General features: G+C 63.7%; 13 protein-coding genes and 1 pseudogene. 4 read left to right on the top strand and 10 right to left on the bottom strand.

Going from position 1 to position 14,646, the window contains the following annotated elements:
- Positions 1-195: 195 nt before the first annotated feature.
- From J3489_RS15260 to J3489_RS15250, 4 genes and pseudogenes are all read left to right on the top strand, one after another.
- On the top strand, positions 196-3,201 hold the full coding sequence (locus J3489_RS15260) for a ribonucleoside-diphosphate reductase subunit alpha (protein WP_206999341.1): 3,006 nt from the start codon (positions 196-198) through the stop codon (positions 3,199-3,201).
- A 481-nt stretch (positions 3,202-3,682) separates the two neighbouring features.
- Positions 3,683-4,918, top strand: coding sequence for a ribonucleotide-diphosphate reductase subunit beta (locus tag J3489_RS15255; protein WP_206999340.1), 1,236 nt, complete (start codon positions 3,683-3,685; stop codon positions 4,916-4,918).
- A gap of 83 nt (positions 4,919-5,001) precedes the next feature.
- Positions 5,002-5,365: pseudogene (locus tag J3489_RS37645) on the top strand (hypothetical protein).
- A gap of 30 nt (positions 5,366-5,395) precedes the next feature.
- Positions 5,396-6,004: a histone H1-like DNA-binding protein gene (locus J3489_RS15250; RefSeq protein WP_206999430.1), complete on the top strand. Its 609-nt coding sequence runs from the start codon at positions 5,396-5,398 to the stop codon at positions 6,002-6,004.
- Between the two features lie 291 nt (positions 6,005-6,295).
- Here the strand turns inward: J3489_RS15250 and J3489_RS15245 are convergent, their stop codons facing one another.
- The 10 genes from J3489_RS15245 to J3489_RS15200 all read right to left on the bottom strand — a co-directional run bounded on the left by J3489_RS15245 (position 6,296) and on the right by J3489_RS15200 (position 14,606).
- Positions 6,296-6,772, bottom strand: coding sequence for an outer membrane lipoprotein (locus J3489_RS15245; RefSeq protein ID WP_206999339.1), 477 nt, complete (start codon positions 6,770-6,772; stop codon positions 6,296-6,298).
- 19 nt (positions 6,773-6,791) lie between these two features.
- Positions 6,792-7,730 (bottom strand): carbohydrate kinase family protein, encoded by a 939-nt coding sequence (locus J3489_RS15240; protein ID WP_206999337.1) that lies wholly within the window; start codon positions 7,728-7,730, stop codon positions 6,792-6,794.
- Positions 7,731-7,823: 93 nt separating this feature from the next.
- Complete coding sequence (tpx, locus tag J3489_RS15235) at positions 7,824-8,324, bottom strand: thiol peroxidase (protein WP_206999335.1); 501 nt, start codon at positions 8,322-8,324, stop codon at positions 7,824-7,826.
- 92 nt (positions 8,325-8,416) lie between these two features.
- Positions 8,417-9,736 (bottom strand): DUF3426 domain-containing protein, encoded by a 1,320-nt coding sequence (locus J3489_RS15230; RefSeq protein ID WP_206999333.1) that lies wholly within the window; start codon positions 9,734-9,736, stop codon positions 8,417-8,419.
- A gap of 47 nt (positions 9,737-9,783) precedes the next feature.
- Positions 9,784-10,686: a 50S ribosomal protein L11 methyltransferase gene (gene prmA / locus J3489_RS15225; protein WP_206999331.1), complete on the bottom strand. Its 903-nt coding sequence runs from the start codon at positions 10,684-10,686 to the stop codon at positions 9,784-9,786.
- Positions 10,687-10,689: 3 nt separating this feature from the next.
- Complete coding sequence (gene accC, locus J3489_RS15220) at positions 10,690-12,057, bottom strand: acetyl-CoA carboxylase biotin carboxylase subunit (protein WP_206999329.1); 1,368 nt, start codon at positions 12,055-12,057, stop codon at positions 10,690-10,692.
- A 134-nt stretch (positions 12,058-12,191) separates the two neighbouring features.
- A complete protein-coding gene (gene accB, locus J3489_RS15215) occupies positions 12,192-12,662 on the bottom strand; it encodes an acetyl-CoA carboxylase biotin carboxyl carrier protein (RefSeq protein WP_206999327.1) in 471 nt (156 codons plus the stop codon).
- 66 nt (positions 12,663-12,728) lie between these two features.
- On the bottom strand, positions 12,729-13,187 hold the full coding sequence (gene aroQ / locus J3489_RS15210; protein ID WP_206999325.1) for a type II 3-dehydroquinate dehydratase: 459 nt from the start codon (positions 13,185-13,187) through the stop codon (positions 12,729-12,731).
- A gap of 194 nt (positions 13,188-13,381) precedes the next feature.
- Positions 13,382-13,948, bottom strand: coding sequence for a TlpA family protein disulfide reductase (locus tag J3489_RS15205; protein WP_206999324.1), 567 nt, complete (start codon positions 13,946-13,948; stop codon positions 13,382-13,384).
- 7 nt (positions 13,949-13,955) lie between these two features.
- Positions 13,956-14,606 carry a UDP-N-acetylmuramate--alanine ligase gene (locus J3489_RS15200; protein WP_206999322.1) on the bottom strand — a complete coding sequence of 217 codons (651 nt, stop codon included), beginning with the start codon at positions 14,604-14,606 and terminating at the stop codon, positions 13,956-13,958.
- Positions 14,607-14,646 lie beyond the last annotated feature (40 nt).

The following is a 14,646-nucleotide window of genomic DNA, read 5'->3' as shown; positions in this document are numbered from 1 at the left end:
AAAGAAGAAAAACGCAGTCGGGGAATGGTGATAGCCAAGATGAAAACGTTCATCGTCGAATCAACGTTGTCCCGTGCGGCCGTTCTGTGCCGCCGCTTTTCTTCCACCTCATCGTTCGCGCACGGGGTTGCGCAGCGAGTGTTTTAACCCGCGGGTCTCTCTCCGCACCATCCAACAAGACCAGGAGCTTTGCACATGCAAACGACCGACAACGTGACGAGCCAGCACGAAGGCGCGCCTACCGGCCGCACCCTCGGCGGGCAGGCACAGAGCGCCCAAGCGCTCGCGCCACAGGCGACCTTCGCGGATTACAAGGTGATCCGCCGCAATGGCAGCGTGGTGTCGTTCGAGCCGTCGAAGATCGCGATCGCGGTGACAAAGGCGTTTCTGGCCGTCAACGGCGGACAGGGCGCAGCGTCCGCACGCGTGCGCGAGCTCGTCGAGCAGCTCACGCAGAGCGTCGTGCGCGCGCTCTTGCGCAGCCGTCCGAACGGCGGCACGTTCCATATCGAAGACATCCAGGACCAGGTCGAACTGGCGCTGATGCGCGGCGGCGAGCACAACGTCGCACGCGCTTACGTGCTGTATCGCGAGAAGCGCAATCAGGAGCGTCACGCGCACGACGAACAAGGCGCACCGAGCTCTGGCCTGAACGTCGTCGATAACGGCCTCACCCGTCCGCTCGATATGAAGGCGCTCACGGGGCTGATCGAGTCGGCCTGCGCGAACCTGGGCGATGCGGTTTCCGCCGACCCGATCGTCGCCGAGACGGTGAAGAACCTCTACGACGGCGTGCCGATGAGCCAGGTCTACGACTCGGCCATCCTCGCCGCACGCACCATGATCGAGAAGGACCCGGCGTACAGCCAGGTCACCGCACGCATCCTGCTGCACACGATCCGCCGCGAGATCCTCGAAGAGGAAGTCACGCAAGGCGAAATGAGCGAGCGCTACGTCGAGTACTTCCCGCAGTTCGTGAAGCGCGGCATCGAAGCCGAGCTGCTCGACGAGAAGCTGCTGCAGTTCGACCTCAAGCGCCTGGGCGCCGCGCTCAACGCCGAGCGCGACCTGCAGTTCGGCTACCTCGGCCTGCAGACGCTTTATGACCGCTACTTCCTGCACGTCGACGGCACCCGTATCGAGATGCCGCAGGCATTCTTTATGCGTGTCGCGATGGGTCTCGCGCTGAACGAAATCGACCGCGAAGCGCGCGCGATCGAGTTCTACAACGTGCTGTCGACCTTCGACTTCATGAGCTCGACGCCGACGCTCTTCAACTCCGGCACGCGCCGCTCGCAGCTGTCGTCGTGCTACCTGACGACGGTCGCGGACGACCTCGACGGCATCTACGAAGCGCTGAAGGAGAACGCGCTGCTCTCGAAGTTCGCCGGCGGCCTCGGCAACGACTGGACGCGCGTGCGCGCGCTCGGCTCGCACATCAAGGGCACCAACGGCAAGTCGCAGGGCGTCGTGCCGTTCCTGAAGGTGGTCAACGACACGGCGGTCGCCGTGAACCAGGGCGGCAAGCGCAAGGGCGCGGTCTGCGCGTACCTGGAGTCGTGGCACCTCGACATCGAGGAATTCCTCGAGCTGCGCAAGAACACCGGCGACGACCGTCGCCGCACGCACGACATGAATACGGCGAACTGGGTTCCCGACCTCTTCATGAAGCGCGTGATGGAAGGCGGCGACTGGACGCTGTTCTCGCCGTCGATCTGCCCGGATCTGCACGACAAGTTCGGCGCCGAGTTCGAGGCCGCTTACACGGCTTACGAAGACAAGGTCGCGCGCGGCGAGATCAAGCTGTTCAAGAAGATCCCGGCGGCGCAGCTATGGCGCAAGATGCTCGGCATGCTGTTCGAGACCGGCCACCCCTGGATCACGTTCAAGGACCCGTGCAATGTGCGTTCGCCGCAACAGCACGTCGGCGTCGTCCACTCGTCGAACCTGTGCACCGAGATCACGCTGAATACGAGCGACACCGAAATCGCCGTCTGCAACCTGGGTTCGGTGAACCTCGTCGCGCACCTGGCCAAGCAGGCCGACGGCAGCTACGCGCTCGACCACGACAAACTCAAGCGCACGGTCAGCGTCGCGATGCGCATGCTCGACAACGTCATCGACATCAACTACTACGCCGTCGCGAAGGCGCGTAACTCGAACCTGAAGCACCGTCCTGTCGGTCTCGGCATCATGGGCTTCCAGGACTGCCTGCACCTGCTGCGCACGCCGTACGCATCGGAGGCGGCCGTCGAGTTCGCCGACCGGTCGATGGAAGCGGTCTGCTACTACGCGTACTACGCCTCGACCGAGCTGGCCGAAGAGCGCGGGCGCTATTCGAGCTACCGCGGCTCGCTGTGGGATCGCGACATTCTCCCGCAAGACACGCTGAAGCTGCTCGCCGACGCGCGCGGCGGCTACGTCGAGATCGACGCGAGCGAGTCGATGGACTGGCCGGCGCTGCGCTCGCGCATCTCCACCTACGGGATGCGCAACTCGAACTGCGTCGCGATCGCGCCGACGGCGACGATCTCGAACATCATCGGCGTGTCCGCGTGCATCGAGCCGACCTTCCAGAACCTCTATGTGAAGTCGAATCTGTCGGGCGAATTCACGGTGGTGAACGACTACCTGGTGCGCGACCTAAAGGCGCGCGGCCTGTGGGACGAGGTGATGGTTGCCGACCTCAAGTATTTCGACGGCACGCTCTCGCGCATCGACCGCATTCCGGCGGACCTGCGCGCGATCTACGCGACCGCGTTCGAAGTCGACGCGACGTGGCTCGTCGAGGCGGCGGCGCGTCGTCAGAAGTGGATCGACCAGGCGCAGTCGCTCAACATCTACATGGGGGGCGCATCGGGCAAGAAGCTCGACGAGGTCTACAAGCTCGCATGGCTGCGCGGCCTGAAGACGACGTACTACCTGCGCACGATGGCGGCGACGCACGTCGAGAAGTCGACGGTCGCGCACGGCGCGCTGAACGCGGTGCCGTCCTCGGAAGGCGGTGCGGGCGGTGCTGCCGGCGGCTTCGGCGCGGGCGGCGCGATCGGTGGCGCGATGAGCGGCGTGTCGTCGTCGGGCGGCTTGAATGCGGCAGCGGCGGCAGGCGCGGCGGTTGCTGCTCAACCGGAAGCGGACGGTCCCGTTTGCATGATGCGTCCGGGCGACCCGGGTTTCGACGAGTGCGAAGCCTGCCAGTAACCGCGTAAGTGCCGTAGCGCACACACGCGATGAGACGAGCGGCGCGCAACATGAAGTCGAAGTGCGCGCCGCTCTTCCCGGACAGCCGTCACACGATGTAACGAAGCAACGAAGAAGTCTGTCGCCGGTCAAGAAGAAGGTGCAGCGCAGCGCGGATTCTTTGAACTTCGCCGAGCCGTTGAAACCCTAACGATAAGGACCAGGCAACACAGCAGGCGACGTTGCCGGATGGTCATCAAGGGTCGTCGAAGCGCACGCACGAGGTATCGAGAACACCTCGCTTCGATACCCACTCGGCAATGCGAAGCACCTCTAAGACACACGCTTCGAACACATCACGCGAAGTGTTGAAGACGACGTGAAGATCAAAGTGTTGTATGTAGGTCGCAACGCGAATCGAAAACAGGATTTTTCGTGAGCGAACCCTTTTATCGCTAACGAAAAGATGGTACAAACCGATCTAAATTGATGGTGAGAATTTATGCTCAACTGGGATGACGAGATCACTGCCGCAATTCCCTCGAGTGGTTCGCAACAGAACGCGTTGCGCAACTCCGCGGGATCGGCTGCCGGAGCGCAAGCAGCGACGCGCGCCGCCACTCAAGCTCCCTCGGCGAAGGATATTTTCGCAGGCGACTTCGCAGTCGCTCCATATGCCGACGACGCAGCAACGGCTGCGGCACCGGCGGGCGCTTCCGAAGCGCGCGTGAATGTCGCCGACAAGCGCATCATCAACGGCAAGACTGACGTCAATCAGCTCGTGCCGTTCAAGTACAAGTGGGCGTGGGAGAAGTATCTGGCGGGTTGCGCAAACCACTGGATGCCGCAGGAAATCAACATGTCCCGCGACATCGCCCTGTGGAAAGACCCGAACGGCCTCACCGAAGACGAGCGCCGCATCGTCAAGCGCAACCTGGGCTTCTTCGTGACGGCCGATTCGCTCGCCGCGAACAACATCGTGCTCGGCACCTACCGCCACATCACGGCGCCCGAGTGCCGGCAGTTTCTGCTGCGCCAGGCGTTCGAAGAGGCGATCCACACGCACGCCTACCAGTACATCGTCGAGTCGCTCGGTCTCGACGAGGGCGAGATGTTCAACGCGTATCACGAAGTCAAGTCGATCCGCGACAAAGACGAATTCCTGATTCCGTTCATCCACACGCTGACCGATCCGGCCTTCAAGACCGGCACGCTCGAAGCCGACCAGAAGCTGCTCAAGTCGCTGATCGTATTCGCCTGCGTGATGGAGGGCCTCTTCTTCTACGTCGGGTTTACGCAAATCCTTGCGCTCGGCCGGCAGAACAAGATGACGGGCGCGGCGGAACAGTACCAATACATCCTGCGCGACGAGTCGATGCACTGCAACTTCGGCATCGATCTCATCAACCAGATCAAACTCGAAAACCCGCATCTGTGGACGGCCGAATTCCGCGAGGAGATCCGCGAGATCTTCAAGCACGCTGTCGACCTCGAATATCGCTACGCAGAAGACACGATGCCGCGCGGGGTGCTCGGCCTCAATGCGTCGATGTTCAAGAGCTATCTGCGCTTCATTTGCAACCGCCGATGCCAGCAGATCGGCCTCGATCCGCTGTTCCCGAACGAAGAAAACCCGTTCCCGTGGATGAGCGAGATGATCGACCTGAAGAAGGAGCGCAACTTCTTCGAGACGCGGGTCATTGAATATCAGACTGGCGGTGCGCTGTCGTGGGAGTGACCCCGCGCGTGCCTCGACAACGAATTTGATGGGGATGCCGGCGGCGAGCGCCCCGGCAAACAAGCTAGGAGCAGAAACGCCTGATGCAAAGCGTGCCCAGTGGCTTAGCGGTGCGATCCGCAGCCCACAAACATGAAAGGCACTTTGCGAACCCTTCAGTGGGATGGGCAAACTTCCCCCCGGAAAAAGCCGGCGGCCAAGCCGTCGGCTTGCTCAAACGATTGCCGGCATTCGAGAGCTGCTTGATCGCTGAAAAGCGGGCAAATAAGCGCCTCGAAGCCGACTGGACTTGGCGTGCGGTGCCCGCTGGCACGGCGCGCCTTACCGTATTCATTAGCGTAAGCAAGCGGGAAGCGCGTACGCCGATGAATAGCCCGCTTCGCAGCGCACGCCCTGATAGGTGTGCAGCGGGAAGCGGGTTTTGACGAAGGGTGTAGTTTGAACTAACTCTCATCTGAAAACCTGAAGGAGAAAATGATGGCACTCGCCAAGAAAAAACCTGCTGCTAAAAAAGCCGCGGCAAAACCGGCCGTGAAGAAGACCGCAGCGAAGAAGGCTGCTCCGGCCAAGAAGGCTGCTGTGAAGAAGGTTGCAGCGAAGAAGGTCGCCGTGAAGAAGGTTGCTGCCAAGAAGGTTGCAGCGAAGAAAGTCGCGGTGAAGAAGGTTGCTGCCAAGAAAGTCGCAGCGAAGAAAGTCGCGGTGAAGAAGGTTGCAGCCAAGAAAGTCGCCGTGAAGAAGGTTGCTGCGAAGAAGGCTGCACCGGCGAAGAAGGCCGCTGCGAAGAAGACCGTCGCGAAGAAGGCCGCTGCGAAGAAGGCCGCTGCGAAGAAGGCGCCTGCTAAGAAGGCTGCGGCGAAGAAAGCCGCGCCTGCGAAGAAGGCTGCCGCGAAGAAGGCTGCCCCTGCTGCCAAGAAGGCTGCGCCTGCGAAGAAGGCCGCACCGGCGAAGAAGGCTGCTGCGAAGAAGGCCGCTGCGGCGCCTGCTCCCGCTGCAGCACCCGCTGCGTCGACGGCTCCTGCTGCTACGGTGAAGACCGCGTTGAATCCGGCTGCTGCATGGCCGTTTCCGACCGGCAGCCGTCCGTAACAACTCGATGCAGTAATCTGGGCACGTCGCGACGTGCCACACGGTTGAGTAGTGCTACTCAACCCGAATCCCGTCACCGGTTCCCGGTGGCGGGATTTTTTATGCCGATCCGAGTTAGCGCTTCAGCACTTACTCCGGGCCCATGCAGAGCACTTGCTCGGGTCCCATGCAACGCTGGCGTGCGAGGCGTGCTGAAGACGCGTTTCATCCGGCATGGCACGCCCGCGCCGAGCGGCGGCGCAGGCGCTCACGGGGATGAAAAAGGAAAGGCCAGGAACGGCCGAGAGACGTTCAGTGCGTGACGCGGGTAACGCCGCCGCTTGAAAGCAGCCGGACGCGGTCGCCGGCCTGGAAGATTTCGCCGTTGGCGCTCTGGGTGATGGCGCGCAGGTCGCCGTTGTCGAGCCGCACGGTGACTTCCACGCCGTTTTGCACCGCGACGCCGTTCTCGATCGCGTTGCCCGCCACCGCACCGGCGATGCCGCCGATGATCGCGGTCGCGATCGAGCCTTTGCCGCCGCCGATCGCGCTACCTGCCACCGCGCCGAGCGCGCCGCCGCCGACTGCGCCGAGCCCGCTCGGCTGACCGTTGTTCGAGCTGATCTTCACGGCGCGCACGCTTTCGACGGTGCCGAAGCGCACGGTTGCCTCGCGCTGCGCCTGCGAGGCCGTGTAGACGTCCGACGAGCTGCTGTTGTACGCACACCCGGTCATCGCCAGCGAACCGACGACCATCATTGCCAGTACCACACGGGTGGTTGTTCTCATTTTTGGTTGCTCCCCTGAATTACTGCAGGCTGTATCCAAATGCCTGCTTGAATCGTTCATCGATTTCGCCGCGTGACGGCGCGTAGTTTTGCGGTCCTTGCTGCTCGATCTTGAGTGCGCCCATCAGGCTCGCGAGACGGCCCGTCGTCGCCCAGTCGAGCCCCTTCTCGATCCCGTACAGCAGGCCGCCGCGGAAGGCATCGCCGCAACCGGTCGGGTCGAGCACGCGCGCAGCCTGGACGACGGGAATCGCTTCGCACTGACCCGCATGGTGAATCTGCGAGCCGTGCTCGCCGCGCGTGACGATCAGCGCTTTTACATGGCCGGCGATTTCGTCGATAGTCCAGCCGGTCTTGTTGCTGACCAGTTTTGCTTCGTAGTCGTTGACCGCCACGTAGGTGGCAAGTTCAATCATGCGCCGCAACTGGGCGCCGTCGAAGAGCGGCAGGCCCTGGCCCGGATCGAAAATGAACGGAATACCGGCGGCCGCGAACTGTTCGGAGTGCTGGATCATGCCGTCGTAGCCGTCCGGAGCGACGATGCCGAGCTTGACGCCGGGCGCTTCGTCCGCGCGATTCAAGTGCGATTCCATCATCGCGCCCGGGTGGAACGCAGTGATCTGGTTGTTGTCGAGGTCGGTCGTGATCATCGCCTGCGCCGAATAGGTATCCGGCAGCACGCGCACGTGCGCTTTCGAGAGGCCGAGGCTGTCGAGGCGGTCGAGGTAGAGCTGCGCGTCGACGGCGCCGAGCGTCGCCATGATGCGCGCGTCGCCGCCGAGCAGCTTCAGCGCATAGGCGATATTGCCGGCGCAGCCGCCGAATTCGCGGCGCATTGTCGGCACGAGGAAGCTCACATTCAGGATGTGCACCTGCTCGGGCAGGATGTGGTCGCGAAAGCGGCCCTGGAAAGTCATGATGTTGTCGTAGGCGAGCGAGCCGCAGATCAGCGTAGCCAAAGCGAGGTTTCCTATGAACGTGAGAGTGGAAGGGCCGGTGTCGATGCAAAAACGCCGCGCGAAGGGCGCGGCGCCTTGTGACGCTTGTCCTGCTTACTTCAGCGCGGCCAGCGCTGCGTCGTAGTTCGGCTCGTCCTTGATTTCGCTGACGAGCTCAGCGTGCAGCACCTTGTTCTGCTCGTCCAGCACGACCACGGCGCGTGCCGTCAGGCCGGTGAGCGGGCCGCTCGTGACGTCGACGCCATACGCCTTCGCGAACTCGTGGCCGCGGAAGGTCGAAGCCGTCACGACGTTTTCGATGCCTTCAGTCGTGCAAAAGCGCGTCGCGGCGAACGGCAGATCGCCCGATACGACGATCACCGACGTGTTCGCAAGCTTGCCGGCGGCTTCGTTGAACTTGCGGGTCGACGTGGCGCACGTCGGCGTGTCGAGGCTCGGCACGATGTTGAGCACCTTGCGCTTGCCGGCGAAATCGGCGAGCGAGACCGGCTTGAGATCCTTGCCGACGAGCGAGAACTCGGGGGCTTGCTGGCCCGCGGACGGGAACGTGCCGCTGACTTCGATCGGGTTGCCACCCAGCGTGACTTGACTCATGTTGTGCTCCGAAGATTCGTCTGAGATTGAGGCGATTGACTGCGAAGGAGAGCGCGCCCGGCCTCCATCAGCCGGGACGCGCTCGGCGTGCGCTACGGGTAAAAGATCTGAACGCGGAAATTGCTGGCGACGGCGCTGCCGGTGTCGAGCCGCACGATCATCGTCTGCGTGGTGCGGGCGGGCAGCCCAGCGGCGATCGGCGTGCCTGGGCGCACATAGTCCTGCGGCCACAGCACGCGCCTGATCGCAACGTTGTTCTTGTCGTCGAGCAGCGTGAGCTCCATCGCCGGGTACGCGAGCGCGACGTTGTAGCGATTGTGCAGCGGCACTCGCAACTCGAGGCGGTGCGGGCCGTCGATCTGGCGCAGATCCGATGCTTCGACTTGGAGGCCGTCGATATCGCGCGGCGGCGAGATCTGGCAGCCGAGCTGCTCGCAAACCTGAGCGAAGAGCGCTTGTGAGCCTGGCCAGTAGACCATGACCGTTTCGCGGCGCCACCACGCGAGTTGCGCGACCAGCACCACCGCCAGCACGAGTGCGACGAGCGTGCCGATGATGCGCCAGACGATGCGGCTGGGTTCAGGAGCACGCTCCTCGCGCGTGACCGCGAAGCTGCGCGCACTCGCGGAAAAGGGGTCGGCTGCGAACGGTGCGCCGGTGCTGCGTTGTGCGACGGATGGCCCGGCGCCGGAGGGTTCGGACGCCGTCGACTGAGCTGCCGGCGCTTCCGGCTCGGGCGTGCCGAAGTGCGGTTCCGGATCGGTACCCCAGGAAGAGGGCATCGTGTTCGGCAAGATCGGCTCGTCCGCCTGGGCGGGCGCTGCCGCCGATGCGCGCTCTTGCGGCTCGGCGCGCATCTCGGGATGAGGCCACGCCGTGAAGCTCGGCTCCCGCATCCCGGCGGATTCGGCAGACGGATGCACGGCACCGTGTGCTGCATGCGCTGACGCCGGCTGCGCCGCTCCGGGCGACGGCTCATGCGCCGCTCCGGGCTCCAACGCGCCCGACTCCAGCGCGCCCGGCACGGCGACCTGCCGCCGAGCAATGGTTTCGACGTCGTGACGCAGTGCCGGGTCGATCTGCGCATCGGCGGCGGGCGCCCACATATCCCACGCGCCGGAGCCGAAATTCGGCGCGGGTTGCGATGGTTTATTTTGTGCGGGCGCTTGCGGCGCCGCGGCTTCGGGAGCCGGCGCTGCAGCAGCGGCAGCAGGTTCCGGTGCGCTGGGCGTCTCGGCGGGCGCGCCGCTGTCTACTGGCTTCGCGCCGGCTTCCGCATCGACGAGATTTTCCGAGGCATTGAACACGGACTGGCAATGCCCGCAGCGCACGAGCCCCCCGCGCAGCGCAAGCTGCGTCTCTTGAAGGCGGAAGACGGTATCACAGTGGGGACAGCGCGTCGCAAGAAGCATAGTGAGCCGAATGGCGTGCGGGCCGGTGCGTGACGATACGCACTATTCTAATGGCTTTCCCGCCGGGTCCCGGCAAGACAGACCCAACCCTCGTGTTCGCGCCAGACGCCGATATCGATCCAGGTCTGGTAGACGCGCGCGACTTCTTCGGCCTGCCGCGCGAGGACGCCTGACAGCGCGATGCGTCCGCCCGGCTTCACCTTCGACGACAGCATCGACGCCATCAGCTTGAGCGGATTCGACAGAATATTGGCGACGACGATATCGAACTCTCCGGCCGGGCAGTCGTCCGGCAGGCCGTAGGTCACGTCGGCGCGATTGCGCTCGCTGTTGTGGCGCGCGGATTCGACTGCCTGGGGATCGATGTCGATGCCGAACACCGGATTCGCGCCGCATTTTTTCGCGAGGATCGCGAGGATGCCGGAGCCGCATCCGTAGTCGAGCACCGACTGGCCCGCTTGCACCGACGCTTCGAGCCATTCCATGCAAAGGCGCGTGGTCGGATGGCTGCCGGTGCCGAACGCGAGGCCGGGATCGAGTTCGAGCACGAGCGCGTCCGGATCGGGCGCGTCGTGCCACGACGGCACGACCCAGATGCGCTGGCCGATCGGAATCGGCTCGAATTGCGATTGCGTGAGCCGCACCCAGTCCTGTTCCTCGACGTCGCGCACCGTGAACGGCGGTGTCGCCGCAAGACCGGCTTCGTTGGCCGCGGCAGCCGCCAGCATGCTGGGCTCCTGCTCGGGCGCGAGCAGAGCGACGACGCGCGAGCGCTGCCATGCGGTGCGATCGGGCGTGAGACCGGGTTCGCCGAAGAGCGGTTGCTCGTCGGGCGTGTCGGCGTCGGCGTCTTCGACCGACACCGACAGCGCACCCAGTTCGATGAGCGCGTCGGAGAGCGCCTCCGCGTGCTCGCGATCGAGTTCGACGACCAGTTCCCGGTAGCTCATTGCTTACGCTTCTTCCGGTGCGACTTGCTGTTTTGCGGCAAGCCGGTTCTCGAGATAGTGGATGCTCGTGCCGCCTTCGACGAACTTCCCGTCGAGCATCAGCTCGCGGTGCAGCGGAATGTTGGTCTGGATGCCTTCGACGACCATCTCGGAGAGCGCGATGCGCATCCGCATGATCGCCTGCTCGCGCGTGACGCCGTATGCGATCAGCTTGCCGATCATCGAATCATAGTTGGGCGGGACGAAATAGCCGTTGTACGCGTGGGAATCGACGCGAATGCCCGGGCCGCCCGGCGTGTGCCACGACGTGATGCGTCCCGGCGACGGCGTGAACTTGAACGGGTCTTCGGCGTTGATCCGGCACTCGATCGCGTGGCCGCGGAATTCGATGTCGCGCTGACGGTGCGTGAGCTTTTCGCCGGCAGCAATGCGGATCTGCTCCTGCACGATATCGACGCCGGTGATCAGTTCGGTCACCGGGTGCTCGACCTGCACGCGCGTGTTCATCTCGATGAAGTAGAACTCGTTGTTCTCGTAGAGGAACTCGAATGTGCCCGCGCCGAGGTAGCCCATCTTCTTGCAGGCGTCGGCGCAGCGGTCGCCGATGCGCTCGATCAGGCGGCGCGCGATGCCCGGGGCCGGCGCTTCCTCGATCACCTTCTGGTGGCGGCGCTGCATCGAGCAGTCGCGCTCGCCGAGCCAGAGCGCGTTCTTGAACGAATCGGAGAGCACCTGGATTTCGATGTGGCGCGGGTTCTCGAGGAACTTCTCCATATAGACCTGCGGATTGCCGAACGCACGGCCGGCTTCCTCGCGGGTCATGTTGACCGCGTTGACGAGCGCCGCTTCCGTATGCACGACGCGCATGCCGCGTCCGCCGCCGCCGCCCGTCGCCTTGATGATGACCGGGTAGCCGACCACGCGCGCGATTTTCACGATCTCCTTCGGGTCGTCCGGCAGCGCGCCTTCCGAACCGGGCACGCACGGCACGCCGGTCTTGATCATCGTCTGCTTGGCGGTGACCTTGTCGCCCATCATGCGGATCGTGTCGGGGCGCGGGCCGATGAACGTGAAGCCCGATTGCTCGACGCGCTCGGCGAAATCGGCGTTCTCCGCCAGAAACCCGTAGCCCGGGTGGATCGCTTCGGCGTCGGTGACTTCCGCGGCGCTGATGAGCGCCGGCATGTTCAGGTAGGAGAGGTTCGACGGCGCGGGCCCGATGCAGACTGCCTCGTCGGCGAGCTTCACATACTTGGCTTCCTTGTCGGCTTCGGAATAGACGACGACCGTCTTGACGCCCAGCTCGCGGCACGCGCGCTGAATCCGCAGCGCGATTTCGCCGCGATTGGCAATGAGGATTTTTTCAAACATAGCGTTATTCGACTCTTCGATGGGCGCGGCGCTCGCTAATTAGGAGAGACATCGGCGGCGCGCCTCAGAGGATCGGCGGCGCACAGCTCGTAGACGCTGCGCGCCGGGCGGCACGAGGGGACGGGTTCGCGCGCTTAGCCGATCACGAACAACGGCTGGCCGTATTCGACCGCCTGGCCGTTTTCGACGAGGATTTCCTTGATGACGCCGGCCTTGTCGCACTCGATTTCGTTCAGGAGCTTCATCGCTTCGATGATGCAGATCGTCTGGCCTTCCTTAACCGTGTCGCCCACTTGGACGAACGGGTCGGCGCCCGGCGACGGAGCGCGGTAGAACGTGCCGACCATCGGCGACGTGACGACATGGCCTTGCGGCGCGGCGGCAGCGGAAGCAGCGGCGCTGGCGGCCGCCGGCGCTTCGCTCGGCACGGCGGCGGCCGGCGCGGCCGCGGTGATTTGCGGTACGTAGGAGGGGGGCGATTGCACGTAAACCGGCGGGGCATTCTTGACGATGCGAACCTTGCCCTCGCCTTCGGTGACTTCGAGTTCCGAGATGCCGGACTCGGAGACGAGGTCGATCAAAGTTTTCAGCTTACGTAGATCCATCGGGAATTCCCCTTTCAATGCGTGAAGTGCCGGCGCGAAGCCGGCGCTGAATTGGTGTTTTGGAAATCAGCGCGCGCTGCCCGTGTCCGGCGAAAGCCGGTCGAGGGCGAATTCGAGCGCGTACAGATATCCCTTCCAGCCCAGGCCGCAGATGACGCCTTCGGCCTGGTCGGAGAAGTAGGAGTGGTGCCGGAACGGCTCGCGGCGATGCACGTTCGACAGGTGAATCTCGACGAACGGAATGCCGACGCCGGCCAGCGCGTCCCGTATCGCCACGCTCGTATGCGTGTACGCGGCGGGATTGATCAGAACGAAGTCGACTTTTTCCGCGCGGGCAGCCTGGATGCGGTCGACGAGCGCACCCTCATGATTGCTCTGAAAAGAAGTCAGTTCGGCGCCGGCCTGCGCCGCTCGCGCGGATAACGCCTGATCGATTTGCTGCAACGTGACGCGCCCATAGACCTCGGGTTCCCGGGTGCCGAGAAGGTTGAGGTTGGGGCCGTGTAGTACCAGCAGTCGTGTCATGGTCGCTTCGTTTTCCGCGGAATTGCGCGCACTTTAGCGCTGTTTAGAGAAACTTGTCTAGCAGCGCATGCAGGAGGCCGGGGAAAACGCGGTAAAAATCGCCCGCTTGGCCATATGAATCTTATTAAATCCCGGGAAAACGCGCGCAACGCAGCTCAAATAGACGTTATCTGAAGCGGCTTCGTCATATTAAATCAGAGCGCGTCGAGGGTCTTTTTGAGCTCGGCTGGTTGAATTTGACCTAATTTTGTCGACCGTACGGTACCTTTTGCGTCGATCACGACGGTGAAGGGCAGGCCGCCCTCCGTATTCCCGAAATTGCGTGCCAGATCGGCGCCGCCAAAGCCGCTCACGTAAACGGGATAGCCCACCGGCACCTTTTGCAGGAACGCCTTCACGTTCTTTTCCGAGTCGACGCCGATGCCGATGAACTTCACGCCTTTCTTCGCGTATTCGTCGTTGAGTTGGGAGAGCGTCGGCATTTCCTCGACGCACGGGCCGCACCATGAGGCCCAGAAGTTGACGACGACGGTCTGCCCCTTGAAGGCGGCAAGCGACTTCGGCTTGCCGTCGGCGTCGTGCATCATCGTGGAGTCCCAGAGCGCTTCGACGGCGTTGGCCTGCGACGAGCCCGTTTCCGGGGCGCCGGCCGCGGTGACAGGGGGTGCGTCGTCGTGCCGCAGCCAGTGGCCGGCGCCGATGCCGCCCGCGACGGCAACGATCGCGATGGCGGCGACCGCCAGAAGCCCTTTCGTGTTCATCGTCTGATCAATTAGTCGTTGGTGTCTCGCCGCTCTCGCTTTCGTCGAGCAGCGCCCGGACCGCTTGCGCGTTGGCGCGCGAAAGCCGGCCGCGCGCATCGGCGCGCACGGCGCCGCGCAAGTCATCCGTGTCGTAGAGGGCAATATGCATGCCGACCGGCTCCTCGCCGCGCGACGGACGCCACAGGAAGCTCAGCGTCTCGATCATGCCGCGGCCGGCGAAGTGCCGGGTCTCCGACACGTCATATTGGATATTGGCGTTCAGCAGGTAGATCGCGACTTCCTTGGGGTTGTCGCAGAACACTTGCAGATGGACGTCCGAATGCTCGCCCGCCGTGCCGTTGAGCACCGCGCCCGTCAAATATGGATTGAAAGCGCCGAGCCGAACCATCCATTCGACCGCGATTTCGCGCAGGCGGCGCAGCATCGCCGGCTGGCTGTCGCTTTGAAAGAGCGACTGGTATTCGCGGATTTCTTCTTCGATCTGGTCGTTATCGGGGAGCCAATCACCGGCGATGCGCGTCTCCCCGACGACCTGCCGCGCAGCCTTGCGCTTGGCGGTCGAGTAGTCGAGACCGTCCTCGGCGATCATCCGCGCGGCGGCGATCGCGATTTCTTCCCGCACCCGCTGCGGATCAAAATGAGATTTGCGAACCATCCGGCAATCATACAAGAGAATGGTTACGCGCCTTTTGGGG

Source organism: Trinickia mobilis (assembly GCF_017315705.1).
Lineage (GTDB): Bacteria > Pseudomonadota > Gammaproteobacteria > Burkholderiales > Burkholderiaceae > Trinickia_A > Trinickia_A mobilis.
Note: the sequence above shows the minus strand (reverse complement) of the source record. Positions and strands in the feature narration are given on the sequence as shown.

Bases quoted from the DNA above. Each gene is read 5' to 3' on its own strand.
- J3489_RS15230 (WP_206999333.1), bottom strand. From the start codon at position 9,736: ATGCTTCTTGCGACGCGCTGTCCCCACTGTGATACCGTCTTCCGCCTT.
- J3489_RS15245 (WP_206999339.1), bottom strand. From the start codon at position 6,772: ATGAGAACAACCACCCGTGTGGTACTGGCAATGATGGTCGTCGGTTCG.
- J3489_RS15260 (WP_206999341.1), top strand. From the start codon at position 196: ATGCAAACGACCGACAACGTGACGAGCCAGCACGAAGGCGCGCCTACC.
- prmA (WP_206999331.1), bottom strand. From the start codon at position 10,686: ATGAGCTACCGGGAACTGGTCGTCGAACTCGATCGCGAGCACGCGGAG.
- J3489_RS15255 (WP_206999340.1), top strand. From the start codon at position 3,683: ATGCTCAACTGGGATGACGAGATCACTGCCGCAATTCCCTCGAGTGGT.
- accB (WP_206999327.1), bottom strand. From the start codon at position 12,662: ATGGATCTACGTAAGCTGAAAACTTTGATCGACCTCGTCTCCGAGTCC.
- J3489_RS15205 (WP_206999324.1), bottom strand. From the start codon at position 13,948: ATGAACACGAAAGGGCTTCTGGCGGTCGCCGCCATCGCGATCGTTGCC.
- accC (WP_206999329.1), bottom strand. From the start codon at position 12,057: ATGTTTGAAAAAATCCTCATTGCCAATCGCGGCGAAATCGCGCTGCGG.
- J3489_RS15250 (WP_206999430.1), top strand. From the start codon at position 5,396: ATGGCACTCGCCAAGAAAAAACCTGCTGCTAAAAAAGCCGCGGCAAAA.
- aroQ (WP_206999325.1), bottom strand. From the start codon at position 13,187: ATGACACGACTGCTGGTACTACACGGCCCCAACCTCAACCTTCTCGGC.
- tpx (WP_206999335.1), bottom strand. From the start codon at position 8,324: ATGAGTCAAGTCACGCTGGGTGGCAACCCGATCGAAGTCAGCGGCACG.
- J3489_RS15200 (WP_206999322.1), bottom strand. From the start codon at position 14,606: ATGGTTCGCAAATCTCATTTTGATCCGCAGCGGGTGCGGGAAGAAATC.